We start from the raw sequence: 24,140 nt of genomic DNA, 5'->3' as shown, positions 1-24,140 counted from the left end.
AAACGGAGCGGTAACCCCGCACCTGTTTTCAGTGCGCAGCGTTCCTCGGTGGTTCACGGCGGAAGCGCCAAACGCGCATCATCACCCCCACTTTCTCGACCCGCTCAACGCCAGCCTGAGCCAGCACCCCGCCGATTGAGGCGTTGTTGCCCTGCCATAGCCGATCCCACGCCCGCGCTGCCTCCGCCCGTGTGGCATGGCCGCCCAGCGCGGCGATAATACGCACCAGCGTTTCAATCCCCACCACCCGCGGCGCATTGGCGCAATAGGAATAGACCGGCGCACCGGGCGCAGTGTCATCACGCATCACCATCTCATGCCAATCGCATTCGGCATACCAATCAATCGCCTGCCAGCTTTCGGCCAAATGTGCTGCGCTTGCTGCCAGTTGCACCGGATCAAGCCAGCCTGCCGCCTCGGCCAGTCGTGCACGCATCTGCACCCGGTCAAAATCGGGATTGGCGTTGGAGGGATCGCTGGCCGGGGTGATACCGCAGGCAGCAACCATCTGCGCCAACTCCGCCTTGCGCCAGCCCAGCAGCGGGCGCAGCAGCGCAACCTCGCTGCCGACAATTGTGTTGCGGGCGCGCACGCCCGCGAGCCCTGCCAAACCGCTGCCCCGGTTGAGCCGCATCAGCAGGGTTTCGGCCTGATCATCGGCGTGGTGCGCGGTGGCGACTGCGCCCAGCCCGATATCCCGCGCCCAGCCTGCCAGCGCGGCATAACGCGCCTCACGCGCACGGGCCTGCACATTGCCGGGGGCAAGATCGACCCGCAGCGCGGTGAAAGGAATGGCGCGTTCGCTCGCGATCCGTTCGACCAGCGCCACCTCGCCAGCCGCTTCGGGCCGCAATCCGTGGTCAATGCTGGCTACCGCGATCTGACCAGGCAAGGCCGCATGGGCGAGCAGCAGCAGCGCCAGACTGTCCGGCCCGCCCGACACCGCCAAACCCAGCGGGCCATCACGCTCTGCCTCAGGCCACAGCGCCGCCAGATCAGCGGCGAAGCGCGCGGTCAGCGCTGGCGCGGGTTCGCTTAGCTGCACGTCACCTTGGCGCGGTTGGCCTGATACTCATCGGCCAGCCGCCCGGAAGCGATCAGCGGATAGGTTTCGGCGAATTCGGCCAGCGCGATGCAGGCCCGCTTGGTATCCTTCATCGCGATCATCGACGCGCCAAGATAAAGCAGGCTGTCAGCCGCGCGGTCACCGTTCTTGTTCGCCTGATAGTTGCGCAGGAACCAGCGCGCGGCATCCTCCGGCAGGTTGTCATCAAGGAACGCGCGGCCCAGCAAGTTGCGGCCAAAACTGATGCGCGAATGGGTGGGGTATTGCTCGACGAACTTGGTCAGTTGCTGGCGCGCTTCGGGATAGAAGCCCGCGTTCCACAGACGAAAGCCATAGGAATATTCGTCATCACCGGCATCGGCGGTCTGCGGTTTGGCAATTTCCTGCACGGCGGCAAGGCGGCTTGCGCTGGGCGCGGCAACCGGGGGCGACGCCGCTGGAGCCGAACCTGTTGGTGTCGAAACTCTGGGGGCCGAAGCCGCCGGGGTCGGAACCGGCGGGACCAAAACGGTGGTGCCAGCCGCCGAAGCCGGAGCCGGAGCCGGAGCCGGAAGGTTCATTGGAGCACCCGCCGCCGTCTCAAGCATCGCAAGCCGTGTTTCCATCTGTGACAACGCATTGGCCTGCTCTTCCGAGCGCGCGGTGAGTGTCCGCAACTGCCCTTCCAGCGCATCGAGCCGCACCAGAATATCGGTCACTGCAGTGGTCGCAGGGGCGCCAATGTTCGACGCAGTGACAGCGCCCCCCTCGGTTCCCGGCGCAATCTGCGGTTCAAAAAACCGGCCATCGGCACCGGGGAACATTTTGCGCTGCAAGGCGCGCACTTCGGACTCGATCTTGCGGATGCGCGCCTCTGCCGCATTATCCTGCGCCGCTGCGGGCACGGGCGCGGTCACAATCGTCGCCGCAGCAAGTGCCACGCCGGCAAGCCGCAATGGGAATATCCGGAACGCGGTGGTCATGGCTCGTCAGGCTCCCTGGTAATAGCCGCGCGGGTTTGCAGCGCCGCGCATGAACAGATACGGAATCCTTGCCGCGTCCCGACCGCCAAGTCGAGGGCGCGTCACACCCTAATCAACGATAAATTGCGACGCATTGCGATGATCAGTCGGGGGTGCCCTCGCCATTACCGTTATCCGAAGGCTCCGGCGACGGGGCAGGCGTATTATCGGGCGCAGGCGCTGTCGGAACTGCTGGAACCTGCGAACTGCGCGATGCGGTGACAGGGGCAGGCCGCGACGGTGCGTTCCGTATCGCAGCAGGCGCGCTGCCTGCGGCAGTCACATCCGGGGCAACCGCTTGTGCTGATGGCCCGCGCGCTAAGAGCGCTGCGGCTGAAACTTGCGCGTTTGATAGGGTCGTCGCCCGGTCTGCCAGCTTGGCAGTCGGCTTCCCGCCCACAGTGATACCCAACGCATCGGGACGTCCGGTGTTGATCCGGGGGTCGGTGGCGGTGGCCGGAACAGTCACAGTCTCACCCCGTTGCAACGTGCGTTCGAGCAGCCGTTCGCCGCCTTCCTCGTAGAGCCGCAGCCACACGCCGTCTTCGAGCGCGGTCAGCACCACGACCGCGCCCGGATCAGGCGAAGTCATCGCCGTGATCGGTTGGGCGACGGGTGCCGGCGCAGGATCAGGGGCCGGAGTGAGAAGCGAGCCAGGCTCGGTTCCCGCGCCGAAATAGGAATTGTAGAATGCAAACGCTCCGACCGCGAGCACGAGCGCCGCGATCGCCCCCGCCCACGCCAGCCCTGCCGAAGGCAGCCGCGCCGGGTCGCCCGGTTCCATCCCCGATCCAGGCACCGCGCGGCGCATCGTGCCATCGGCAAGTTCCGATCGCACCGCATCGGTGATCTTGACTGGGTCGAGGCCTACAGCTTTAGCAAAGGTGCGTGAAAAGCCGATCGCATAGGCGCGCGAAGGCAATGCCTCGAATTGCCCGGACTCGATAGCCTGAAGGTGACGCACGGGAATCCGGGTTTCAGCCGCGACTTGCGCCAGATCGACCTGCAGCGCTTCACGCGCGGCGCGCAATTGCGCCCCCGCCCCGACGCTGGGGGTTTCGCCAGCGCCATCTGCGCTTTCGTCGTGCTCGCTATCCATGACCCGGGTCCGCGCCTTCTGCCGAGGCTGTGAGTGTGAATTTACCTGAATTGCCCTTTGGTGGGACTCGCCTGTTGCAGGGGGGTCTGTCAAGCATTGCACGTGCGGGGCGGCGCGTGCAGCACTCGCTCAGCCGCATTAGCAATCAATCATATTCGATTTCGCGCGCATCGGCCCATGCTGACAGTTCGGTGCGCAGGTTGCAGCCGGGGTCAGCCAGCCAGCCGGTCATTGCTGCTGACAGTTCGGCAAGATCGATCTTGCGCACCAATTCCTTGATCGGGCCAACCGCCGCCGGGGTAATTGATAGGCGGCGATAACCGATCGCCATCAACGCCAGCGCCTCCAGCCTGCGCCCGCCCATTTCGCCGCACACCCCGATATCGACGCCGCTGCCGATGCTCGATTGCATAACCCGCCGCAGGAAGCGGATGATCGAGGTGCTGAGCCAATCATAGCGTTCGGCCAGCTTGGGATTGGCGCGGTCAGCGGCAAACAGGAACTGGGTAAGATCATTGGTGCCTATCGAGAGGAAACTGAGGCGCGGCAGCAGCAGGTCGAGCACTTCAGCCAGCGCCGGAACTTCCAGCATCGCGCCAAAGTGAATGCGTTCGGGCAACAGCTTCTTTTTCGCGCGCAGGTAAGCGAGCTGTTCGTCAAACACCGCCTTGGCGGCGTCAAACTCCCACGGTTCGGACACCATCGGGAACATCACGTACAGCGACCGTCCAGCCGATGCCTCAATCAGCGAACGCGCCTGAACCTTCATCAACCCTTCGCGTTCCAGCGCAAGCCGCAGGGCGCGCCAGCCCATCGCCGGGTTTTCATCCTGCTCGGCGATTTCCGAGGCGAGATAGGGCACCGACTTGTCACCCCCGATATCAACCGTGCGGAAGATCACCGGCTTGTCGCCAGCCGCCTCCAACACGTCACGATAAAGCCGGGTCTGGCGGTCGCGCTGCGGCAGCGTGGCGGAGACGAGGAACTGGAATTCGGTGCGGAACAGGCCGACCCCATCCGCGCCCGTCATCGCGAGCGAGCTCATATCATCGCGCAGGCCAGCGTTGATCATCACCTGAATGCGGGTGCCGCAGCGTGTGAACGGTTCGACATCGCGCAGCGACGCATAGGCCGCCTGTTTTTCGCGCGATTTGGCAAACCGCGCCTGAAACGCATCGGCAATCTGCGGCAGCGGGCGCACGATGGCAGTGCCTGCACCTGCATCAAGCAGGATCTCGTCGCCTTCGCGGATGGTGGCACGCACGCCTTTCGTGCGGCCAATCACCGGCACGTTCATGGCGCGGGCGACGATCACCACGTGCGCGGTAAGCGAGCCTTCTTCAAGGATCACGCCCTTCAATCGCCGCTTGTCGTATTCGAGCAATTCCGCCGGGCCAAGATTGCGCGCGATCAGGATGGTATCACGGCGCAGCCCTTGCGAGGCTGCGGTGCCGACCTGACCTGAAACCGTGCGCAACAGGCGGTTCGCGAGATCCTCGAGATCGTGCATCCGGTCTGCCAGCAACGGATCGTCGATCTCGCGCATCCGCATCCGTGTGTGTTGCTGCACGCGTTCAATGGCCGCTTCGGCGGTCAGGCCGCTATCGATCGCCTCGTTTATGCGCCGCGACCAGCCTTCGTCATAGGCGAACATCTTGTAGGTTTCGAGCACCTCTTCGTGTTCGCCGCCGACGCCGAATTCGGCCTGACTGGCCAGCGTGTCGATCTGTTCGCGCATCCGGTCAAACGCGCGGTAAACCCGCTGACGTTCTGCCTCGACATCCTCGGCCATGACCTGAGTGATCTCGACACGCGGTTGATGATAGACGGCAAACCCGGCCCCCAGCCCTTTCACCAAAGTCAGGCCAGTCAGGGTCTGCGGCCCGGTCTGTTCCTGCGTCAGCCCGCGCGCTTCTTCTTCGTCGACCAGTTCGGCATTGGTGATCAGTTCGGACAGCACCATTGCAGTGGTCTGGAGCGCCTCGATTTCGATGTCTTCGTAACGGCGCGGCTCGACATGCTGGACACACAAGACGCCCACCGCACGTTCGCGGTAAACAATCGGTACGCCAGCAAAGGAGTGGAACTTGTCTTCCCCGGTTTCAGGGCGGTAGAGAAAGTCAGGGTGCGCCTTGGCTTCAGCCAGGTTGAGCGTATCAACCTTCTGCGCGATCACGCCGGTCAGCCCCTCTCCAACGGCCATGCGGGTTACGTGTACCGCGCCCTGATTGAGGCCGCGGGTGGCGAAGAGTTCGAGCATGCCTTCGCGCAGCAGGTAAATTGAGCAAACCTCGCTCGACAGGCATTCGCCGATGATTTCGACCACCTGATCCAGCTTGGCCTGCGCGTGCAGGCGCGATGCCATGACTTCGGTCAGGCGGGTGAGTATCTGGCGGGCGGCAGCGGCAGCAGTCATGGAAATATTGGCTTAGGCACTCCGTTGGGTAAATGCAAAAGCGCAGATCACGTCTGCCACCGCCTAGCTGATGCGCAGCGATCAGTGGCTGGCAATTTCTTCCTTCAATCGCAATTTCTGCTTCTTGATCGCCTGGATCATCGCGGTGTCGGGCACAGGCCTTGCCATTTCATCGCGCAGGCGAGCTTCGAGGCCGGCGTGCTTGCTGTGAAGGGCGTGGAGGTGGGAAGACACTGCGGTCGATGCCATATTGCGTTCTCCTTGCATGCGGGGGGATGCCCCCGGAACAGGCGACTCGGCACAAACACGGCCGGGCCGCAGGTTCCATTGAAACCATATTGAGCCTGCCTTGCAAAGCCCTGATGGACTGCAAATCGATGCAACCGCGCTTTGCTGAGATGAACCGACATTCGGCCACCACCCCCGCGCCAAGGTGGAAAATGTGCGAGGCACCTTATCGAATCGCACGCGAACGCGTAGCGGGGCCAATGATTACGCGAATGTCAGGCCAGCAGGCCGACGCAGCGCAGAAGGGGATTAAGGATGACTGAGCAGGAACTCAGGAAAAATCTTGAGCTGCTCAAGACCGAGCATCGCGACCTTGACGCCGCGATTGCCGCCTTGACCGAGGCTGCGCTTGGCAGTTCATCTGCCGATCAATTGCAGATTGCCCGCCTGAAGAAGCGCAAACTGCGGCTGAGAGATCAGATCGCGATCATCGAAGACACGCTGCTGCCCGACATTATTGCGTGATTGCCGCCGCCGGCGGCATGGTTATCAAGTGGTGAAAATTGTTCCGTGCCGGGACGTTTGCAAAAATTGCTTGGAAAGTAACCATACCATAGTGGCGGGCCGCCCTCACCCGGCGTAATCTGGCGCACACCATGACCCGAACCACCAGTCTGTCCCGCCCGATCATTGAGGCGCTCTATACCGAAGCACTTGTGCTTGCTGATGAAGTCCGCGCGGTGTTCGCCTGCGGCACGCGCCCTGCGGCAATTGGCGAGGATACCTATATCCGCCTCGCGCTCTCCACCGAAGGGCTGAAAACCACTACCCGCATGATGCATCTGCTGGCATGGCTGCTGAATCAACGCGCGCTGATTTCAGGCGAACTCAGCGAAAATCAGGTGCGTCTGCACGGCGCATTGCCGCCTGATCGCGGTTCGGACGAAAACCAGCTCGCGTTGCTCGAACCCGAAACCCGCGAACTGATCGCCGACACCCAAAAGCTGCATCAACGCATCGCCCGGCTGGACGAGGCGTGGCGGCAACATTTTGAACTGGCCTCACCCGCGCGCGCATTTCAGGAACGGATCGGGCGCGAATTCGGGCGCAATATCGGGTAGGTTAATCAAGCAGCGGCCATCGCTTTTCGCCACCTCTTCAACCGTTCTTCGCGCACCCCGGCTGCCAGCTGCGGGGTAAACCGGGCAAGCTCGCCGCGCATCGCCTCTGCCGCTGCATCAAGGCTGGGATATAGCCCCGCCCCGGTCGCCGCCAGCATTGCTGCGCCGAGCGCGGTCGTCTCGACAAAACCGGGCCGTTCAACCGTGATCCCCAGCATATCGGCCAAATCCTGCGCCATCCAACTATTGGCCGCCATGCCGCCATCGATCCGCAAGGCCTGCCACGCCGCTCCATCGGCAGCGAAGGCAGTGGCAAGATCATGCGTCTGATGCGCCATCGCCTCCAATGCCGCGCGGGCCAGATGCGCCTTTCCGCTGGAAAAGCTCAGCCCCGCAATCACCCCGCGCGCATCGGCCCGCCAATGCGGCGCGCCAAGGCCCGACAGCGCGGGCACAATCACCACGCCGCCGCTATCGGGAATCGACCGGGCGAGCGCCTCGGTCTCTGCGGCCACATCAACAATGCCGAGCGAATCGCGCAGCCATTGCACCAGACTGCCCGCGACAAATACCGATCCTTCGATGGCATAGGTGCGCTTGCCGCCCAGCTGCGTCAGCACCGTACCCAGCAGGCGATTGGACGATCGCGGGATGGCTTCGCCCTGACAGGTCAGCACAAACGCACCGGTGCCATAGGTCGCCTTGGTCTGGCCGGGTGCGAGGCAGGCCTGACCGATAGTCGCCGCCTGCTGATCGCCAGCAAAGCCGGTGATCGGGATTGCTCTGCCGAACAACGCCGGGTCGGTAGCGATATCATTGCTGGCGCAGTCGATAACCTGCGGCAACGCGGCGCGCGGCACGCCGATAAGATCGCACAGTCCCGCATCGAACTGCGCGCCCTCCAGCTCCATAAGCAGCGTGCGGCTGGCGTTGGTGGCATCCGATACGTGGTGTGCACCGCCGGTGAGCTTGTAGGTCAGCCAGCTTTCCACCGTCCCGAAGGCCAGCGTCCCACGCTCTGCTGCGCCGCGCACCTCCGCCACATTATCGAGCATCCAGCGCATCTTGGTGCCGGAAAAATAGGGATCGAGCAGCAGCCCGGTGCGGCGCTGCACCTCGCCCTCGTGCCCCGCATCGCGCAGGGCGGCGCAGAACGGTTCAGTGCGGCGATCCTGCCAGACAATGGCGTTGGTCAGCGGTTCGCCCGTCGCCTTGTCCCACGCCACCACGGTTTCGCGCTGGTTGGTTATCCCGATGCAGGCAATACTGGCCGCGCCGCCTGCCTTGCTGATCACCGCCCGCGCGCAAGCAAAGCTCTTGTCCCAGATTTCGCGCGGGTCATGTTCGACCCAGCCCGATTGCGGATAATGTTGGGTCAGTGGCTCCTGCGCGCTCGTCACCAGCGCGCCGTCGGCTGCGAACAGCATCGCGCGGGTGGAGGTGGTGCCTTCATCCAGCACCAAGATGTAATCAGACATGGCCATTCCTCTCTCTCGCGTGACTTCTGCCACGTGAGACTTCATATGCAAGGGCATGGTCACGATCCCTCCCCAACCCTGGCCCACCGGCATGGCCGAAGCGGTCGAACCGCTGGTGCGCCGCGTGCTGGCGCCTAATCCTTCGCCCTATACCTTCACCGGAACCCAGACCTATGTGGTGGGCGAGGCCGACGGGCCGGATTGCGCGGTGATCGATCCCGGACCGAATGAGCCTGCGCATATGGAAGCCATCATCGCCGCTATCGCCGGTCGCCGGATGCTAGCGATCATGTGCACCCACACCCACCGCGATCATTCGCCCGCCGCAGCGCCGTTGGCCGCGCAGACCGGCGCGCCGATTGTTGGCTGCGCGCCGCTGGTGCTCGCGTCCGAACTGCCGCGCGCGGATGAAGCCTTCGATCCCACCTACGCGCCTGACCGCGTACTGGTGGATGGCGAGGGGATGCGCGGCACCGGCTGGACGCTGACCGCGGTTGCCACGCCCGGACACACCTCGAACCACCTGTGCTTCGCGCTCGAAGAAAGCGGCGCTTTGTTCACCGGCGATCACGTGATGGGCTGGTCAACCAGCGTGGTGATCCCGCCCGATGGCGACATGGGCGATTACATGGCGAGCCTCGACAAGCTGATGGCGCGCGATGATGTGCGTTACCATTCAGCCCACGGCGCGGCGATTGAAAAGCCGCGCCAGCTGGTGCGCGGCATGATCGCCCACCGCCGCCAGCGCGAGGCGCAGATTCTGCGGTTGCTGGGTGAGGCCGCGCGGCCCGTCAGCGACTTCATCCCCGCGATGTACAAAGGCCTCGACCCGCGCCTGATCCCAGCCGCCGAGATGAGCGTCACCGCGCACCTGATCGATCTGGAAAAGCGCGGGCTGGCGCGCCGCGATGACGCTGTGTGGCGGGTGGCATAACCACGCCCGCGTCCCTATATCCCCAGCAACTCTCCACGACCGGGATTTGACCGATGAGCATTGTCACCAAGAACCCCACCGGCACCGATCTGCTGGCCGAGATCGACCGTTTGCGCAAAGAGCGTAACGCGGTGATCCTCGCGCATTATTACCAGACCCCGGATATTCAGGACATTGCCGATTTCGTGGGCGACTCCCTTGAACTGTCGCGCAAGGCGGCGGCGACCGATGCCGATGTGATCGCGTTTTGCGGGGTCAAGTTCATGGCCGACACCGCCAAGATCCTCAGCCCACAAAAGATCGTGATCCTGCCCGATATGGACGCCGGGTGCAGCCTTGAAGATTCCTGCCCGCCAGAAAAATTCCGCGCTTTTCGCGAAGCCCACCCTGATCATATCGCGCTGACCTACATCAATTGTTCGACCGAGGTGAAAGCCCTGTCCGATGTGATCGTGACGTCTTCCAGCGCCGAAACCATCCTCGCCCAGATCCCGCCCGAACAGAAGATCATCTTCGGCCCGGATCGGCACTTGGGCGGCTACCTCAGCCGCAAGTTCAACCGCGAAATGCTGCTGTGGCCGGGCGTGTGCATCGTGCATGAGGCGTTCAGCGAGACCGAGCTGCTCAAGCTGAAAGAACAGCACCCCGGCGCGCCCGTCGCCGCGCACCCCGAATGCCCGCCCGCGATCATCGACCACGCCGATTACGTCGGATCGACCAGCGGCATCCTGAAATTCGCGCAGGAGTTCGAAGGCGACACCCTGATCGTCGCGACCGAGCCGCACATCATCCACCAGATGGAAAAGGCGCTGCCGAACAAGAACTTCATCGGCGCGCCGGGGGCGGACGGCAACTGTTCGTGCAACATCTGCCCCTACATGGCGCTCAACACGATGGAGAAGCTGTATGTCGCGCTACGCGATCTGGAACCGCGCATCGAGATCGAGGAAGGCATCCGCCTGAAAGCCAAACGCAGCCTCGACCGGATGCTCGAAATGGCGAGCGGGACTGTGGGGCTGGGCGATTTGGGTGAGGTGGCGTTTAGTGGGGATTGAGATGGAAAGGACGTTTCAAGAGTTGGCCTCTGCAAATGTATTTGACCTCAGCGACAAGGAAATAAAATCACTCATTGTTGAGTGTCACGAAGCACGGAAAGGCTACCTTCAGACCGTCAACCCGAACGTGACCTCGCTTACGCAACAGCTGGAGTTGGCGCAGCATGAGCTGTCGACTCGGCAATCGACAAGACTTGCAAGGCTTTCTTTGTTCATTTCGACAATCGCAATCGTCGCATCGGCTGTCGGTCTTCTTGTTTGACGCGACAAAGCAAGGCCGCCCGAGATGCCATCTTTTGCTGGCATGACGTTTTCTCTCTTTGTCACCCCAGCGAAAGCTGGGGCCTAGGGCCGCATACGGAGCTGTTTGAGGGAGGCACTTCCCATGCAACCGTCCCGCCCTAGCCGCCCTAGGTGCCAGCTTTCGCTGGCATGACGTAGTTTTCCCTCAGGCGTCAGGCGAGCAGTTTCAGATAGAGATCATCCCACGCCGGATTCTGTTTCTCAATCGCTTCAATCTTCCACATCCGCCGCCACGCCTTCATCGCCTTTTCGCGAGCGATGGCTTCTTCGATGGTGGGATATTGCTCGACATAGACGAGCCGCTTGCAGTTGAACCGCGCGGTGAAGCCGCCGCCCTTGCCTTCGCGGTGTTGAGTGGCGCGGGCCGCGATGTCGCTGGTCACGCCGATGTAAAGCACGCCGTAGCGTTTGTTGGTCATGATGTAGACGGTGCCGCCGCGTTCCATCTTGCGACGATATTGCTTAACTGCCCGAGACGCCAGCCTTCGCTGGCATGACGGATTATGCTTTGGCCCTACTCACCGCCAACGCCGCGCCCACCAGCACCATGCCAACAATATCAGCCACGCTCAGCACCTCGCCGAACGCCAGCCAGCCATAAAGCGAGGCGACAGCGGGTTGGGTCAGCAGGGCCAGCCCGATCACCAGCGGCGGGAAGTATCGCAGGGCGTAGACCATCAGCCCCTGCCCCAGCAATTGGCTGACGATGAACAGCCCCACCACCGGCGTCCAATCGGTCGGCCACACCGGCTCCCCCAGCAGCAACGCAATGGCGAGCAGCACCGGGCTGCCAAAAATGCAGACCCACACCAGCAGGCTCCACGAACCGAACACCCCGCGCGCGCGTTGCAAGGTCAGCAGGTAGACCGCGTAAAGCAGCCCGGCGGCGAGGCAGAACAGATCGCCCACCAGCGTCGCAGTCGAAATTTCAAGGCTGCGCCCCATCAGGATCGCCGCGCCTGCCAGCGCGAACACAATCGCCAGCCACTCCAGCCCCTTGGGAAGCATCCGCGCGGCGATGAAGCCCCAGAACAATAGCACGATCGACCCGGCATTGCCGAACAGCGTCGCATTGCCCAGCCGGGTCATGCCGATGCCGATATGCCAGCTCGCCAGATCGAGCGCGAATGTCACCGCGCCCAACGCCACCAGCGCCAGCGTCTTGGCCCCCATGCCGCCCAGCCGCTGCCCGTTCGCCCGCGCCAGCACCACCAGAAACGGCAGCGCGAGGAACAGCCGCCAGAACCCGGCGGAAACCGGCCCGGTATCGGCCTCCCGCACGAACCACGGCCCCAGCGCCAGCGCGATATTGCCGCCCAGCAGCGCGGCCAGCAGCAGCCAGCCCGCCGGACGCGCCAGCGTGGTCGCAAGGTCGGCGCTGACGTCTTCTTCTGGGGCCGCAACATTTTCCATCCTTGCGCACTAGCGCTGGCGGGGCCAAGTGAATAGCCAATCGAAACTGGTTTGAAAGGATTACCCACACATGCACGAAGCCTTGTTCCACCCGCTCCAGATGGGCGCGCTGACCGCGAAGAACCGCATTTTCATGGCTCCGCTCACCCGCGGGCGCGCGGCAGAGCCGATGTTCACGCCCAACGAACTGATGGCGACCTATTACCGCCAGCGCGCAGGCGCGGGCATGATCCTGACCGAAGCGACCGGAATCAGCCGCGAAGGGTTGGGCTGGCCGAGCGCGCCGGGCATATGGAGCGATGAACAGACCGAAGCGTGGAAGCCAATTGTCAAAGGCGTGCACGACGAAGGCGGCATGATCGTGATGCAGCTGTGGCACATGGGGCGGATCGTCCACCCGGTGTTCCTCGATGGCAATCCCCCGGTCTCGGCCAGCGCCACCACCGCTCCGGGCGAAGCGCACACGCCCACGGGCAAGCAGCCCTATGCCGAGGCGCGGGCGATGACGCATGAAGACATCCAGCGCACCATCGCCGATTATCGCCGCGCTGCCGAAAACGCCAAGAAGGCCGGGTTTGACGGGGTGCAACTGCACGGCGCGAACGGCTACCTTGTCGACCAGTTCCTGCGCGACGGCACCAATCTGCGCACCGATGAATATGGTGGCTCACCCGAAAACCGCACCCGCTTCATGCGCGAAGTGCTGGAAGCGTTGATCGACGTGTGGGGCGCCGACCGCGTCGGCATCCGCCTGTCGCCCAACGGCGATTCGCAAGGGACGGATGACAGCAACCCTGCGGCAACCTTCGGCGCGGCAGCCAAGGTGTGCGAGGAACTGGGCCTCGCCTTCGTCGAACTGCGCGAACCCGGCCCCGATGGCACTTTCGGCCAGACCGATGTGCCCAAGCAAAGCCCGCTGATCCGCCAAATCTACACCGGCGCGCTGATCCTCAATTCGGATTATACCGCCGAGGAAGCCGTTGCCGATGTCGAATCCGGCAGGTGCGACGCGGTGAGCTTTGGCCGCCCCTACATCTCCAACCCCGATCTCGAACAGCGGATCGCGGCGGGCGCGCACTGGAACCCGAACAAGGATGTGCCCAAGAGCTGGTATTTCCCGATCCCCGAAGGCTATGTCGATTACCCGACACTGGCCGAGGAGCGGGCCGAAGCCGCCGAGTAAGGCCTACGCCCCCGGCAGCGTCCGCTTAGGGCGCTGCCGGGGCAAAAGTTGCCGTTCTGGTAGCGACCCCGAAGTGGTCGTTTCCGCTTTTCCGTGACAGCTCCAATAGCGGATATGGCAAGGCGCATCGGCACGAGAGTGCTCGCGATTCCCATAGGATTTGGATTTAATCGCCGACGTCTCGCTTCAACTTAGTCAATTCATCAATGGCAATCTGAATATCCGCCTCATTCGTTCGCCATGAAGAGACGCTCAAACGAAAAGCTGGGCGATCTTGCCAAACTGTAGGACCAAACCATATGACGCCGCGGGACTGTGCCATTTCCCGAATAGCAACCGTCTGTGCGTCACTATCGGCGCGGACCAGCACCTGATTGATGACCACACGATTGCAAACCTCATAGCCAGCTTCGCGCAATCCTGCGGCGAGCTGTTTGGCATAGGCACAGTGGCGATCAATCATTTCCTCTACACCCGCCCGTCCCAAACTGCGGAGTGCCGCCCAGATAGGCAGGCCCCGAGGGCGACGAGAAAATTCTAGCGTCAAGTTTTTCTGCGCATCTTGGGAAGCAGTCGCATAGCTGGCATCGGAATTCATCGCGGCGGCGAGAGCATCTGAATTGCGACAAATAGCCATTGCACCATCATAAGGCGTGTTCAGCCATTTATGTCCGTCGGTCGTCCAACTGTGTGCGCCGTCCACGCCATCGGTCAAGTGACGATGGGTCCGTGAGGCCCTTGCCCAAATCCCGAAGGCGCCATCGACATGAACCCAAGCTTTGGCGGCCTTGGCGCGCTCAATCAGCGGCCGGAATTGATCGAATTCTCCGGTATTCACCTCGCCCGCCTGCAAGCACAAAATGGTGCGTTCATCCAGTGCAGGGAGGCTATCGACCAGCATGCGGCCTTGCGCATCTACGGGTACAAATTCAACATTGTTGAGCCCGAATCCGAGCAGGCGAAGTGCCTTTTTTACCGTAACGTGCGTGCTCGCTGGAACGACAACGCGGATAGTTGGCGCACCTGCCAGCCCATCAACGTCCACATCCCAACCGACGCGCAACAACAAAGACCGCCGTGCCGCCGCCAAGCAGGCAATTCCACAAGCAGTTGCGCTTGTGCCAAAGCCAACTGCGCAATCGCGTGGCAAATCCAAAATATCAAGCACCCAACGCGCTGCGATTTTTTCGACAGTTGCTGCAACCGGAGCGTTGTCAAAAGAGGAGGCGCATTGATCCCATGCAAGCGCCAGTCTTTCCGCAGCAGAGGCAACTGGCAGCGCTGCTCCGATTACGAACCCAAAATAGCGCGGGCCATTCGAAACGGCCGTCGCAGGAGAACCGACATCATCAAGCAGGGCTATGGTCTCGACGGGATCGGCTCCCGCCTCAGGCAAGCTCTCTTCAAAGCGTGCTAGTTGAGCCAAAGCGGCGGCATCGGGAAATACCCGCATTGTGCCAACCCCCGCCAAATAGCGGGCCGCACGCGCATCTGCGTCTGCCAACAGCGCCAGTTCCTGCTCAATTCGCATCACAGCCCACCGATTTCAGCGCCGAGCGCGACAATCGCGTCGTCAACGCGGTGATAGTAAGTGTACTTCCCCATCCGCTTGGGACGGATAAGACCAGCATCGGTCAACAACTTCAAATGAGCTGACGCAGTTGCCGGTGTTACGCCCAGCCTTTCAGCGATATAGACAGAACAGATGCCATCTCGATCTTTATCGCCATGGACTTGCGGTGGAAATTCACCATGCGGGTCACGCAGCCATTGAAGGATCAATAGGCGCTTTTCGTTACCGAGAACCGAGGCTTTGGTTGCTAGCATCATTGGATGACGATTAGCTAATTCTCTAATTGAGTCAATGGTCGGCTCAATATTTTTTCAAGAGCCGCCTTTCGCCTTTCCACCCAGTTTCGGTCATCCAACTCCTGCTGCCCGGCCCCTGAAAGCAGCCATTTTGCTGCGCGCTTCCCGGGGTGCGTTTGCGGGGGCAGGCTATTCGGCTGGAGCGGGGGGCGGAGCAGCGGGGGCGGCTTCGGCCTCTTCGCTTTGCGGTGCCGCCTCGCCTGCGGCTTCGGGCTGTTCGTCATCCACATCCTTTGCGCTGGGCGCTTGACGCGGGGCGAGCGGGGCTTGCGATTCGAGCTGTTCGAGCGGGATCATCGCGTCGCTGATCTCTCCGCCCAGCACCTCGCCCGTCGCCTCACCACCTTTTTCGGCAGGAGCGGCAACGTCATCCTTGCAACCGGCAAGGGCGAGGGCAACGGCAAGGATGACGGCGCGTTTCACCCACACGCCTTTCGCGCAGGCCCGCCCAGCGCGTCAAGGAAATCATCGCTGGTGGCGATCAGCGCGGCGTCCCACTCCTGCGCCGAAACACTCAGCCCTAGCCGCGCCAGACTGGTCACGCCATATTCGGCGATCCCGCAAGGCACAATCCCGCCGAAGTGGCTGAGATCAGGATCAAGGTTCACCGAAAAACCATGCATCGACACCCAGCGCCGCACCCGCACCCCGATCGCGCCGATCTTGGCCTCGCGCCCGTCAATGTCGCGCGTCCAGATGCCGACCCGGCCTTGCGCCCGCCAGCTTTCAACCCCGAAGCTGGCAAGCGCCGCAATCACCCAGCCTTCGATGGCGTGGACGAAACAGCGCACGTCTCGCCCGCGCTTGCCCAGGTCTAGAACCAGATAGCCCACCCGTTGCCCCGGCCCGTGATAGGTGTAGCGCCCACCGCGCCCGGCAGCGACGACCTCAAACCGGGGATCGACCAGTTCAGCGGGATCGGCGCTGGTGCCTGCGGTATAGACCGGCGGGTGTTCGAGCAGCCAGATCAGCTCCGCCGCCGTGCCCGCCGCCACCGCCGCGTTGCGCGCCTCCATATCGGCCAGCGCCTGCGTGTAAGGCACGGGCGCGGCACCTTGCCGCCATTCGATTGGCATTTGCGATAATGGTGCAGGAGCAGTGCTTGCCATGGCGCAGCGGTGGGGGCATTGAGCGGCGAGATCAAGAGGCGATTGCGCGTTGCCTCTTCAGCCACGGAAGGGGACGCAGCATATGGCACATCACAAACTTGATATGGGCAAGGCATGGACGCAGGCAACCGGCCTGATCGGCGCCAATCGCGACACCATTGGCGCGATTGCCGGGCTGTTTTTCTTGCTGCCCGCGCTGGGGTTGGCGTTGTTCGCGCCCGAGCTCGCCAATCCTGAGGCCACCCCCCGCCGAGCGCCGATCCGCAAGTCGCCATGCAAGCGGTTGTGGGTCAGATGACCCAGGCCTATGCCAATAACTGGCCACTAATTGTTGCGGTATCAGTGTTGCAATTCATCGGATCGCTTAGCTTGCTGGCACTGCTGACTGATCGCGGGCGGCCCACCGTGCGTGAGGCACTGATGACCGGGGTAGGCAGCCTGCCGTCGTATTTTGGTGCACAAGTACTGAGCGGAATTGCTCTGGTTCTGGCAATTACCCTGCCTCTAGCACTGTTCTTTGCAATGACAGCGCTGATCGGCTTCGTAACATTGCCACTTCCCGAGGTACTATCGCAGATCGCGGCGGTAGTAGGGATAATCACTTCAGTGCTGTTTGTAATCGTGCTGGCGATGATCGGTCTGTATGTGTTCATCAAATTTGCATTGATCGCGCCGGTAATCGCGATTGACGGGATCCGTAATCCGATCACGGCATTGGGTCGTTCTTGGCGACTTACCAAGGGTAACAGCTTGCGGATTGCGGCGTTTCTGGTGCTGCTGTTTGTTACCATCGGAATTATCGCGGCGCTGGTGACGGGCATTCTTGGGCTGGTGCTGTCCGCCCTTGGATCGCAGCTAGCAAGCATCGGCAATGGTGTGGTCAGCGCGGCGGTCAATTCTGGCCTTAGTGTGATTTTTCTGGTCGTGATCGCCGCTATCCATCGTCAACTTGCCGGACAATCGCCCGAAGGCCTCGCGGCGACCTTCGAATAGGGGCCATGCAAGCTCACCATGGCTGATACCGACCCCGAAATAGCCCGCATCGCGCAAGGCACCAAGGCAGCAGGCGCGATTCCGTCGGGGCGGATGGCGTTGCTGTTTACGGTAATGCTGGTGACGGCGGCGGGCAATACCGCGATGCAATCGGTGATGCCATCGATCGGCACCGCCTTGCAGGTGGACGACGTGTGGATCAGCCTGGCCTATAGCTGGTCGGCGCTGCTCTGGGTGGTGTGCGCCCCGTTGTGGGCGCGGCGATCGGATCGGCGCGGGCGCAAGGCGATGATGGCGCTGGGGCTGGTCGGGTTCATCGTGTCGATGCTGCTATGCGGGCTGGCGCTTTATGCCGGGCTGTCCGGCTGGCTGTCGGCGGTGTGGGCGCTGATCGCCTTCGCCGCTGCACGCAGCCTGTATGGCGGGTTCGGCAGCGCCGCGCCGCCAGCGGTGCAGGCCTATGTCGCATCGCGCACGCCGCGTGCCGAACGCACGCAGGCGCTGTCGTTGATCGCATCAAGCTTCGGGCTGGGCACGGTGATTGGCCCGGCGCTGGCTCCGTTAATGGTGATGCCGTTGCTGGGGTTCGGGCTGACCGGCCCGTTCATCTGGTTTGCGGTGATCGGGGTGGCGGCGCTGGTGCTGCTGCGCTGGCGGCTGCCCGATGATGAGCCGCAATTTGCAGCGCGCGGGCTGGCCGCCACCTATTCGAGCGGATCGGGCGCGCCGAGCGACCCGCAGGCCGCCATTGACCCGGAGGAGGAAGCCGCGACGGGCGGAGAGCCACCGCGCCTGAGCTGGTTCGATGCGCGGCTACGTCCGTGGGTGATCGCGGGCTTGTTTGGCGGCCACGCACAGGCGATGGTGCTGGGGATTTCGGGCTTTCTGGTGCTCGACCGGCTGGGCCTGCGCGAAACGCCGGCCGAAGGCGCAGGGCCGGTGGGGCTGGTGTTGATGAGCGGGGCGATTGCCACGCTGCTGGCGCAATGGGGGCTGATCCCGCGCTTCAACCTCGGCCCGCGCGCGGCGACGCTGTGGGGAATTGTCACGGCGGCGCTAGGCACGGTGATCCTGGGCGTGGCGGGCGATCTGCACACGATTGCGCTGGGCTATGCGATTGCATCGCTAGGCTTCGGGCTGTTCCGGCCCGGCACCACGGCAGGCACATCGCTGGCGGTGACGCGCGCCGAACAGGGGCAGGCGTCGGGCATTGTCGCATCGCTGGCGGGGGCGAGTTACATTTACGCCCCGGCGCTGGGCGTGTGGCTTTATGGCCATTCGGACTGGCTGGGGTTTGGCCTGATCGTGGCGCTGTGCGCTGCGGTGCTGCTTCATGGTTGGTTCGCCTTGCAGGCCGATGCTTCCCTGACTGCCGAACGCGAGACGTTTGAATAAGCGCCTTCCGCTGGCGGTCTACAATATCTCCAGAACCGTGTCCTGCGGCCTGCACAGCCTTACACCCTTTTCGGTTTCAACCAGCGGACGTTCGATCAGGATTGGATCGGCCACCATCGCGGCCAGCACGGTCGCATCATCGGCTTCGGGCAACCCGCGCTCCGCCGCGTCGGTGCCGCGCAGACGCAGGCCTTGCTGCGGAGTGATCCCGGCATCGCGATAAAGCTGGGCGAGCTTTTCGGCGGTTGGCGGTTGGCTGAGATACTCCACCACCGTCACGTCTACCCGGCTGAGGTTTTCAAGGATCGCCAGGGTCTTGCGCGATGTGCCGCAAGCCGGATTGTGCCAGATTGTCGCCTTCATTTCGGTATGCCTCCTGCTGCACGCACTGTGAGAACTTAGGTTCAAAGCGGCACAAATGCTACAGTTTGATGATTATCAATCGCAGTTCTGTTTTCCGGTTGTAATTGCGAATAAGTTGCAATAGCTAGCCTGCGACAACGGAAAGGCACTCAATGATTCACTCCTTCGCTCGCGCTGGTCTGCTGCTGAGCTGCGCCACTATTGCATTCCCCGCGCTGGCCGAAACCGCACCGACTGCTGCCGCCTCAACCGAGAGCGCCGCCGCAGAAGGTGGGCCGCAGATCATCGTTACAGGCGATGTGCTCTATTCCAATCAGATCAACGCGCTCAAATCCCCCACCCCGATCATCGATGTGCCGCAATCGCTGTCGATCACCACTGCCGATCAGATCGTGCGGCAGGGCTTCGACAGCATCGGCGACATCGTACTCTACACCCCCGGCGTCACCAATTCGCAGGGTGAAGGCCACCGCGATTCGGTGGTGTTTCGCGGGGTGCGCTCCACCGCCGATTTCTTCGTCGACGGGGTGCGCGATGATGTTCAGTATTTCCGCGGTCTGTATAACCTTGAACAGGTCGAAATCCTGCGCGGGCCCAATGCGCTGTTGTTCGGGCGCGGCGGCACCGGGGGCATCCTCAACCGCGTGACAAAGAAAGGCGTGGTGGGCGAAAACTTCGTCGGTTATCGCGGCTCGGTCGATACTTTTGGCGCGTTTGACATCTGGGCTGATGTGAACCTTGCAACGAGCGAGAATTCGGCGCTGCGCATCAATGCCGCCTACGAAGACCTCAACAACCACCGCGACTTTTTTGATGGCGAGCAGATCGGCATCAACCCAACCTTCCGCGCCGAATTGGGTACGGCGACCACCATCGATTTGTCCTACGAATATGTCGATCACGAACGCTTCGTCGATCGCGGCATTCCCACCGGCGCGGATGGCAGTCCGGTGCGCGCGTTCAAGCGGATAACCTTTGGCGATCCTGACAACAACTTCTCCACCTTCACCGCGCATGTGTTGCGCGCCACGGTGCAGCACGCCTTTTCCGATAGCCTCAAAGGCAACCTCACCGCGTCGTGGGGCGATTACGACAAGGCCTATGCAAACTTCTTCCCGGTCGGCTTTGATCCGGCCACCAATGTCGTCGCGATTGATGGCTATGTCGACACCACCCAGCGCAAAAATCTGGTGCTGTCGGGCAATCTGATCGGCGAATTTGCCACGGGCGAAATCGGCCACACCCTGATCGTGGGCGGCGAGTTTATCGACACCAGCAACAATAATGACCGCTTCAACGCGGTGTTCGATACCGCCGTGGCCGATGGGCGCCGCGCCGATGTGGAGTTCTTTGCCGCGATGCGCCCGCTGGCCCTGCGTGGCGGGGTTGGCACGCTGGCCGATGGACGCACAACCAATGTCGCCTTCAGCGCGCTGAATGATGATACCGAAGCCGATCTCACCGTCTTCTCGGCCTATGTTCAGGACGAGATCAAGCTGGCCGAATGGCTACGGGTGGTGGTTGGCGCGCGGTTTGACTCTTTTGACATCACCGTGCTCGACAACCGCAACGGCGCGGTGCGCACCCGCACTGACGACAAGGTCAGCCCGCGTTTCGGCCTGATCCTCAAACCGCAGCCGAACCTGTCGATCTACACCAGCTATTCCGAGAGCTTCCTGCCGCGTTCAGGCGAACAGTTTTCCGACATCAACCCGCCCAATGATGCGCTTGATCCGGACACCTTCTCCAACCTCGAAGCGGGGGTGAAGTGGGACATCTACCCCGGCCTTGCCCTGACCGGCGCAGTGTTCGAGATTGAGCAAAGCTCGCCGCAGGTATCGGATACCAATCCCGATACGCTCGACGTGATCAACTCCAAAATCCGCGGGTTCGAAGCGCAATTACAGGGGCAAGTCACTGACTGGTGGTTCCTTTCGGCCGGCTATTCCTATCTCGATGGCAAGCAGCAAAGCCGCACTGGCCCCACCGGTCTGCGTGTGCGCGAATTGCCTGAACACATGTTTTCGATCTGGAACAATTTTCAGGCGACCGACCGGCTTGGTCTTGGGCTCGGGCTGACCGCGCAGGATGATAGCTTTGCCGATAACAGCAACACAGCAACCCTGCCGTCCTACGCCCGCGTCGATCTGGCCGCGTTCTATGACGTGTCAGACAATGTGCGGGTGCAGGTGAACGTCGAAAACCTGTTTGATGAACTTTATTTCCCCAATGCCCACACCGCCAATGAAGTGACCGTGGGCGCGCCGCTGAATGCGCGGTTCACCATCACGGGGCGGTTCTGATGCCTATTCGGTTTCCACCACGCGCAGCGCGGGGACGGCCTTCGCCGCATCTTCGGCGCTGATGCCGGGGGCGGGCGCGGCGCTGATGCTTTCGCGGCGCTGCGCCACCCGCCCGGCCTGTTCCACCGCCTTGATCAATCGCGGATAGACCCCGCAGCGGCAGATATTGGGGATTGCGGCCTCGATATCCTCGCGCGTGGGCGCGGGGTTGCGTTGCAACAATGCGGCGGCAGAAATGACGATCCCCGGCGTGCAATATCCGCACTGGATCGCGGCCTGCGCCACCATCGCCTGTTGCACCGGATGCGACCGGTCAGCCGACAGCCCTTCGATCGTGGTGATGATCCGCCCTTCGGCCTCCGCCAGCGTGATCCGGCATGATCTGAGCGCCACCCCGTCGACCAGCACCATGCACGCTCCGCCGCAGTCCCCGCCGCCGCCAGAGCCGCCACACGCCTTGGTGCCGGTAAGGTTCATCGCCTCGCGCAGCGCATAGAGCAGCGGCATCCGGGGATCGAGGTCGAACTCAACGGGCCGTTCGTTGACGGTCATGCGCGGCATGGGCGGTTCCTGTAAGCGGGCTTACTGGCGCCAGCTGTCGTCGATTTTATCGACCCGGCGCTTCCACGCTTCGAAATCGAACATCCCGGCCCCGCCCTGCCCGCTCATCACGGCAAGGTCACGCTGGTGCACGTCAACCACGGCTTGCGGGACAAGATTGGGGTTGCCCATGCTCAGCGTCGCCACCTGAATCTCACACGCGCGTTGCAACGCCCACATTTTGACGAACATTCCCTGGATGGTCTTGTCCATCACCACCGGGCCATGATTGCGCAGCATCAGGATGGTGTGATTGCCCAGATTCCGCACCAACCGCTCGCCTTCTTCGGCGCGGACGGTCACGCCTTCAAAGTCGTGATAGCCGATCTGCCCTTCGAAATTGCAGGCGTAGAAATTGGTCGGCACCAGCCCGTCCTTATGGCTGGCGACCGCCATGGTCGCGGTGGTGTGGACGTGGCAGATCGCGTCAGCGCGGCTGCCCAGATGCTTGTGGAAATAGGCGTGCTGGGTGAACCCCGCCTTGTTCACCATATAAGGCGACCCGCCGACATTGTTGCCCTCGACATCGATCTTGACCAGATTGCTGGCGGTCACTTCGCTATAGAGCAGGCCGAACGGGTTGATCAGGAAGGTATCTTCCTCCCCCGGCACCTTTAACGAAATGTGATTGTAGATCGATTCCGACCAACCAAGGTGATCGAAGATGCGGTAACACGCGGCCAGATCCAGCCGTGCCTGCCATTCTTCCTTGCTGCATTCGATACCGGGTTTCAACTGGGTCGCCATCGGTCATTCCTCTCCGTCTGCCCTTGGGTTTGCTATCGCACGCACAGGGAATGCTTTGCAAGCCGCCTGCGGCAAGGCTACGCCGCAATGGCATGAACGCGCCCGGATCATCACCCGCCAAACTGGTCAGCGGCAGCATCCCCGGACATCTTGTCAGCCAGACCATGCCGATGGTGATCGGGGTGGCGGCGATCATGTCGATCGGGATTGTGGACGCGTTTTTCATCGGCCAGCTGGGCCGCGATGCTTTGGCGGCGATTTCGTTCATCTTTCCGGTGTCTGTGGCGATCACCTCGCTCGGCGTCGGGATCATGGTCGGGATCAATTCGGTGGTCGCCCGCGCCTTGGGCGAAGGCGATCATGAACGGGCCGCGCGGCGTGCCAATTTCGGGATCGTGTTTGCGGCTGGCTGCGGCGCATTGATGGGGGCCGCGCTGTGGCTGCTGATCGACCCGATCTTCGCCGCGATGAATGCGCCTGCACATCTGATGCCGCTGATCCGCGCCTATATGCAGCCCTATGCGGTGGGCTTTCCGCTGATCCTGATCATCATGGGTTTCAACGGCGTGCTGCGCGGACAGGGCGAGGCGCGGCGGACGAGCACGATCAGCATCACCTATGCCGCCGCCAACTGGGTGCTCGATCCGCTGCTGATTACCGGCGTCTTCGGCTTCGACGGATTCGGTATGGCAGGCGCGGCCTATGCTTCGGTGATCGGCTGGGGGATCGGGGTGGTGGTTGCCCTGTGGTTGATCCGCGACACCGCGCTGCCGTTCAGCATCGCGCTGGTGCGGGAATGCAGACTGATTGAATCGGCCAAGGCGATCACCAAGGTCGCACTGCCCGCAGCATTCTCGAACGCGATCAACCCGCTTGGCCTGTCGATCCTGACCGCACTGGCGGCGCTGGAGGGCGAGGCGGCGGTTGCCGGGTTCGGCGCGGCAGGGCGGCTGCAAAGCTTCGTGATCGTCCCGCTGCTCGGATTGTCGGGCGCGATTGGCGGGATTGTCGGGCAGAATTGGGGCGCGGGCCGGATTGACCGGGCGCGCGAGGCGGCGCTGTGGGCGGCGGGATTCTGTGTGCTGTGGGGGCTGGTGGTGGCAATTGCCATGGTCTTCGCGGGCGAACAATTTGCGCGTTTGTTCACCGATGATCCGGCGGTGATCGCCGAATTCGCGCTCTATCTGGAAATCGCGGCATGGGGCTATGCCGGGTTCGGGCTGCTGATCGTTGGCAATGGCATCATGAACGCGGTCGACAAGGCGGCTTTCGCGCTGGTGCAATCGGTGGCGCGGGTGTTTCTGGTGATGCTGCCGGTGGCGCTGATCATGCAGCCGGGGATGGGCAGCGCGGCGATCTACACCGCTGAACTCGCCGCCAATCTGTTCGGCGCGGTGTCTGCGGTGCTGATCGTGCGTTACATCTTCGCACAACGCGCGCCGGCATGGGCGGCGCGCTAGGCCA

26 protein-coding genes are annotated in these 24,140 nt (G+C 62.6%); 11 read left to right on the top strand and 15 right to left on the bottom strand.

What is annotated here, in order from left to right:
• Positions 1-28 precede the first annotated feature (28 nt).
• The 5 genes from tilS to ABIE62_RS09625 all read right to left on the bottom strand — a co-directional run bounded on the left by tilS (position 29) and on the right by ABIE62_RS09625 (position 5,831).
• Positions 29-1,045, bottom strand: coding sequence for a tRNA lysidine(34) synthetase TilS (gene tilS / locus ABIE62_RS09645; RefSeq protein WP_354325557.1), 1,017 nt, complete (start codon positions 1,043-1,045; stop codon positions 29-31).
• Positions 1,036-2,028, bottom strand: a complete 993-nt coding sequence (locus ABIE62_RS09640) for a tetratricopeptide repeat protein (protein ID WP_354325555.1) — start codon at positions 2,026-2,028, stop codon at positions 1,036-1,038. The genes tilS and ABIE62_RS09640 overlap by 10 nt, the downstream gene beginning before the upstream one ends.
• Positions 2,029-2,170: 142 nt before the next feature.
• Positions 2,171-3,166 carry a helix-turn-helix domain-containing protein gene (locus ABIE62_RS09635; protein WP_354325554.1) on the bottom strand — a complete coding sequence of 332 codons (996 nt, stop codon included), beginning with the start codon at positions 3,164-3,166 and terminating at the stop codon, positions 2,171-2,173.
• Between the two features lie 145 nt (positions 3,167-3,311).
• The gene (ptsP, locus tag ABIE62_RS09630; protein WP_354325552.1) at positions 3,312-5,582 is read right to left on the bottom strand and encodes a phosphoenolpyruvate--protein phosphotransferase; all 2,271 of its coding nucleotides are present in this window, start codon (positions 5,580-5,582) and stop codon (positions 3,312-3,314) included.
• An 81-nt stretch (positions 5,583-5,663) separates the two neighbouring features.
• A complete protein-coding gene (locus ABIE62_RS09625; RefSeq protein WP_354325550.1) occupies positions 5,664-5,831 on the bottom strand; it encodes a YdcH family protein in 168 nt (55 codons plus the stop codon).
• Between the two features lie 294 nt (positions 5,832-6,125).
• Between ABIE62_RS09625 and ABIE62_RS09620 the strand changes: the two genes are divergently transcribed.
• Together ABIE62_RS09620 and ABIE62_RS09615 are read left to right on the top strand one after the other, a co-directional pair.
• Positions 6,126-6,335, top strand: coding sequence for a DUF465 domain-containing protein (locus tag ABIE62_RS09620; RefSeq protein WP_354325548.1), 210 nt, complete (start codon positions 6,126-6,128; stop codon positions 6,333-6,335).
• Between the two features lie 131 nt (positions 6,336-6,466).
• Positions 6,467-6,931: a DUF1465 family protein gene (locus ABIE62_RS09615; protein WP_354325546.1), complete on the top strand. Its 465-nt coding sequence runs from the start codon at positions 6,467-6,469 to the stop codon at positions 6,929-6,931.
• A 5-nt stretch (positions 6,932-6,936) separates the two neighbouring features.
• On the opposite strand, the gene glpK is transcribed toward ABIE62_RS09615, so the two are convergent.
• Complete coding sequence (glpK, locus tag ABIE62_RS09610) at positions 6,937-8,409, bottom strand: glycerol kinase GlpK (RefSeq protein WP_354325544.1); 1,473 nt, start codon at positions 8,407-8,409, stop codon at positions 6,937-6,939.
• A 55-nt stretch (positions 8,410-8,464) separates the two neighbouring features.
• Between glpK and ABIE62_RS09605 the strand changes: the two genes are divergently transcribed.
• From ABIE62_RS09605 to ABIE62_RS09595, 3 genes are read left to right on the top strand one after another with little or no spacing between them, the layout of a single operon-like run.
• Entirely contained in the window at positions 8,465-9,343 is an 879-nt protein-coding gene (locus tag ABIE62_RS09605) for an MBL fold metallo-hydrolase (protein WP_354325542.1), read from the top strand.
• A gap of 53 nt (positions 9,344-9,396) precedes the next feature.
• Entirely contained in the window at positions 9,397-10,398 is a 1,002-nt protein-coding gene (gene nadA, locus ABIE62_RS09600) for a quinolinate synthase NadA (protein WP_354325541.1), read from the top strand.
• A 1-nt stretch (position 10,399) separates the two neighbouring features.
• Entirely contained in the window at positions 10,400-10,660 is a 261-nt protein-coding gene (locus ABIE62_RS09595; RefSeq protein WP_354325539.1) for a hypothetical protein, read from the top strand.
• 193 nt (positions 10,661-10,853) lie between these two features.
• On the opposite strand, the gene ABIE62_RS09590 is transcribed toward ABIE62_RS09595, so the two are convergent.
• Both ABIE62_RS09590 and ABIE62_RS09585 read right to left on the bottom strand, forming a co-directional pair.
• On the bottom strand, positions 10,854-11,147 hold the full coding sequence (locus tag ABIE62_RS09590) for a GIY-YIG nuclease family protein (protein WP_354325538.1): 294 nt from the start codon (positions 11,145-11,147) through the stop codon (positions 10,854-10,856).
• Between the two features lie 55 nt (positions 11,148-11,202).
• Positions 11,203-12,114, bottom strand: coding sequence for a DMT family transporter (locus ABIE62_RS09585; protein ID WP_354325536.1), 912 nt, complete (start codon positions 12,112-12,114; stop codon positions 11,203-11,205).
• A 70-nt stretch (positions 12,115-12,184) separates the two neighbouring features.
• Between ABIE62_RS09585 and ABIE62_RS09580 the strand changes: the two genes are divergently transcribed.
• Positions 12,185-13,297, top strand: coding sequence for an alkene reductase (locus tag ABIE62_RS09580; protein ID WP_354325534.1), 1,113 nt, complete (start codon positions 12,185-12,187; stop codon positions 13,295-13,297).
• A gap of 166 nt (positions 13,298-13,463) precedes the next feature.
• On the opposite strand, the gene ABIE62_RS09575 is transcribed toward ABIE62_RS09580, so the two are convergent.
• The 4 genes from ABIE62_RS09575 to lipB form a co-directional block, all read right to left on the bottom strand.
• Positions 13,464-14,828: a pyridoxal phosphate-dependent decarboxylase family protein gene (locus ABIE62_RS09575; protein WP_354325533.1), complete on the bottom strand. Its 1,365-nt coding sequence runs from the start codon at positions 14,826-14,828 to the stop codon at positions 13,464-13,466.
• On the bottom strand, positions 14,828-15,127 hold the full coding sequence (locus ABIE62_RS09570) for an ArsR/SmtB family transcription factor (RefSeq protein ID WP_354325531.1): 300 nt from the start codon (positions 15,125-15,127) through the stop codon (positions 14,828-14,830). The genes ABIE62_RS09575 and ABIE62_RS09570 overlap by 1 nt, the downstream gene beginning before the upstream one ends.
• Before the next feature lie 168 nt (positions 15,128-15,295).
• Positions 15,296-15,589: a hypothetical protein gene (locus ABIE62_RS09565; RefSeq protein WP_354325529.1), complete on the bottom strand. Its 294-nt coding sequence runs from the start codon at positions 15,587-15,589 to the stop codon at positions 15,296-15,298.
• Positions 15,586-16,275, bottom strand: coding sequence for a lipoyl(octanoyl) transferase LipB (gene lipB / locus ABIE62_RS09560; RefSeq protein ID WP_454184810.1), 690 nt, complete (start codon positions 16,273-16,275; stop codon positions 15,586-15,588). The genes ABIE62_RS09565 and lipB overlap by 4 nt, the downstream gene beginning before the upstream one ends.
• A gap of 82 nt (positions 16,276-16,357) precedes the next feature.
• Here lipB and ABIE62_RS09555 point away from each other — a divergent pair, with 82 nt between their 5' ends.
• From ABIE62_RS09555 to ABIE62_RS09545, 3 genes are read left to right on the top strand one after another with little or no spacing between them, the layout of a single operon-like run.
• On the top strand, positions 16,358-16,573 hold the full coding sequence (locus ABIE62_RS09555) for a hypothetical protein (protein ID WP_354325527.1): 216 nt from the start codon (positions 16,358-16,360) through the stop codon (positions 16,571-16,573).
• The gene (locus ABIE62_RS09550; protein WP_354325526.1) at positions 16,570-17,268 is read left to right on the top strand and encodes a DUF7847 domain-containing protein; all 699 of its coding nucleotides are present in this window, start codon (positions 16,570-16,572) and stop codon (positions 17,266-17,268) included. Before ABIE62_RS09555 ends, ABIE62_RS09550 begins: the two co-directional genes overlap by 4 nt.
• 18 nt (positions 17,269-17,286) lie before the next feature.
• Positions 17,287-18,663: an MFS transporter gene (locus ABIE62_RS09545; RefSeq protein WP_354325524.1), complete on the top strand. Its 1,377-nt coding sequence runs from the start codon at positions 17,287-17,289 to the stop codon at positions 18,661-18,663.
• An 18-nt stretch (positions 18,664-18,681) separates the two neighbouring features.
• On the opposite strand, the gene ABIE62_RS09540 is transcribed toward ABIE62_RS09545, so the two are convergent.
• Positions 18,682-19,026 carry an arsenate reductase family protein gene (locus ABIE62_RS09540; RefSeq protein WP_354325522.1) on the bottom strand — a complete coding sequence of 115 codons (345 nt, stop codon included), beginning with the start codon at positions 19,024-19,026 and terminating at the stop codon, positions 18,682-18,684.
• Positions 19,027-19,178: 152 nt separating this feature from the next.
• Between ABIE62_RS09540 and ABIE62_RS09535 the strand changes: the two genes are divergently transcribed.
• Complete coding sequence (locus tag ABIE62_RS09535; RefSeq protein ID WP_354325520.1) at positions 19,179-21,329, top strand: TonB-dependent receptor; 2,151 nt, start codon at positions 19,179-19,181, stop codon at positions 21,327-21,329.
• 3 nt (positions 21,330-21,332) lie between these two features.
• Here ABIE62_RS09535 and ABIE62_RS09530 read toward each other — a convergent pair whose 3' ends face one another.
• Positions 21,333-21,890, bottom strand: a complete 558-nt coding sequence (locus ABIE62_RS09530) for a (2Fe-2S)-binding protein (protein ID WP_354325519.1) — start codon at positions 21,888-21,890, stop codon at positions 21,333-21,335.
• Positions 21,891-21,911: 21 nt separating this feature from the next.
• On the bottom strand, positions 21,912-22,676 hold the full coding sequence (locus ABIE62_RS09525; protein ID WP_354325517.1) for a class II aldolase/adducin family protein: 765 nt from the start codon (positions 22,674-22,676) through the stop codon (positions 21,912-21,914).
• Between the two features lie 92 nt (positions 22,677-22,768).
• Between ABIE62_RS09525 and ABIE62_RS09520 the strand changes: the two genes are divergently transcribed.
• Complete coding sequence (locus ABIE62_RS09520; protein WP_354325515.1) at positions 22,769-24,136, top strand: MATE family efflux transporter; 1,368 nt, start codon at positions 22,769-22,771, stop codon at positions 24,134-24,136.
• The last annotated feature ends 4 nt before the right edge of the window (positions 24,137-24,140 follow it).

Source organism: Porphyrobacter sp. MBR-155, from assembly GCF_040547625.1.
Taxonomy (GTDB): Bacteria; Pseudomonadota; Alphaproteobacteria; order Sphingomonadales; family Sphingomonadaceae; genus Erythrobacter.
This window is presented reverse-complemented; position numbering and strand designations above follow the sequence as displayed.

What these genes read in the sequence shown, in the direction of transcription:
- ABIE62_RS09605 (WP_354325542.1), top strand. Translation starts at nt 8,465, where the DNA reads ATGGTCACGATCCCTCCCCAACCCTGGCCCACCGGCATGGCCGAAGCG.
- ABIE62_RS09535 (WP_354325520.1), top strand. Translation starts at nt 19,179, where the DNA reads ATGATTCACTCCTTCGCTCGCGCTGGTCTGCTGCTGAGCTGCGCCACT.
- ABIE62_RS09620 (WP_354325548.1), top strand. Translation starts at nt 6,126, where the DNA reads ATGACTGAGCAGGAACTCAGGAAAAATCTTGAGCTGCTCAAGACCGAG.
- ABIE62_RS09575 (WP_354325533.1), bottom strand. Translation starts at nt 14,828, where the DNA reads ATGCGAATTGAGCAGGAACTGGCGCTGTTGGCAGACGCAGATGCGCGT.
- ABIE62_RS09640 (WP_354325555.1), bottom strand. Translation starts at nt 2,028, where the DNA reads ATGACCACCGCGTTCCGGATATTCCCATTGCGGCTTGCCGGCGTGGCA.
- ABIE62_RS09595 (WP_354325539.1), top strand. Translation starts at nt 10,400, where the DNA reads ATGGAAAGGACGTTTCAAGAGTTGGCCTCTGCAAATGTATTTGACCTC.
- lipB (WP_454184810.1), bottom strand. Translation starts at nt 16,275, where the DNA reads ATGGCAAGCACTGCTCCTGCACCATTATCGCAAATGCCAATCGAATGG.
- nadA (WP_354325541.1), top strand. Translation starts at nt 9,397, where the DNA reads ATGAGCATTGTCACCAAGAACCCCACCGGCACCGATCTGCTGGCCGAG.
- ABIE62_RS09585 (WP_354325536.1), bottom strand. Translation starts at nt 12,114, where the DNA reads ATGGAAAATGTTGCGGCCCCAGAAGAAGACGTCAGCGCCGACCTTGCG.
- ABIE62_RS09635 (WP_354325554.1), bottom strand. Translation starts at nt 3,166, where the DNA reads ATGGATAGCGAGCACGACGAAAGCGCAGATGGCGCTGGCGAAACCCCC.
- ABIE62_RS09555 (WP_354325527.1), top strand. Translation starts at nt 16,358, where the DNA reads ATGGCACATCACAAACTTGATATGGGCAAGGCATGGACGCAGGCAACC.
- ABIE62_RS09545 (WP_354325524.1), top strand. Translation starts at nt 17,287, where the DNA reads ATGGCTGATACCGACCCCGAAATAGCCCGCATCGCGCAAGGCACCAAG.
- ABIE62_RS09580 (WP_354325534.1), top strand. Translation starts at nt 12,185, where the DNA reads ATGCACGAAGCCTTGTTCCACCCGCTCCAGATGGGCGCGCTGACCGCG.
- ABIE62_RS09570 (WP_354325531.1), bottom strand. Translation starts at nt 15,127, where the DNA reads ATGATGCTAGCAACCAAAGCCTCGGTTCTCGGTAACGAAAAGCGCCTA.
- ABIE62_RS09625 (WP_354325550.1), bottom strand. Translation starts at nt 5,831, where the DNA reads ATGGCATCGACCGCAGTGTCTTCCCACCTCCACGCCCTTCACAGCAAG.
- glpK (WP_354325544.1), bottom strand. Translation starts at nt 8,409, where the DNA reads ATGTCTGATTACATCTTGGTGCTGGATGAAGGCACCACCTCCACCCGC.
- ABIE62_RS09550 (WP_354325526.1), top strand. Translation starts at nt 16,570, where the DNA reads ATGACCCAGGCCTATGCCAATAACTGGCCACTAATTGTTGCGGTATCA.
- ptsP (WP_354325552.1), bottom strand. Translation starts at nt 5,582, where the DNA reads ATGACTGCTGCCGCTGCCGCCCGCCAGATACTCACCCGCCTGACCGAA.
- ABIE62_RS09530 (WP_354325519.1), bottom strand. Translation starts at nt 21,890, where the DNA reads ATGCCGCGCATGACCGTCAACGAACGGCCCGTTGAGTTCGACCTCGAT.
- ABIE62_RS09525 (WP_354325517.1), bottom strand. Translation starts at nt 22,676, where the DNA reads ATGGCGACCCAGTTGAAACCCGGTATCGAATGCAGCAAGGAAGAATGG.
- ABIE62_RS09540 (WP_354325522.1), bottom strand. Translation starts at nt 19,026, where the DNA reads ATGAAGGCGACAATCTGGCACAATCCGGCTTGCGGCACATCGCGCAAG.
- ABIE62_RS09615 (WP_354325546.1), top strand. Translation starts at nt 6,467, where the DNA reads ATGACCCGAACCACCAGTCTGTCCCGCCCGATCATTGAGGCGCTCTAT.
- ABIE62_RS09520 (WP_354325515.1), top strand. Translation starts at nt 22,769, where the DNA reads ATGAACGCGCCCGGATCATCACCCGCCAAACTGGTCAGCGGCAGCATC.
- ABIE62_RS09590 (WP_354325538.1), bottom strand. Translation starts at nt 11,147, where the DNA reads ATGGAACGCGGCGGCACCGTCTACATCATGACCAACAAACGCTACGGC.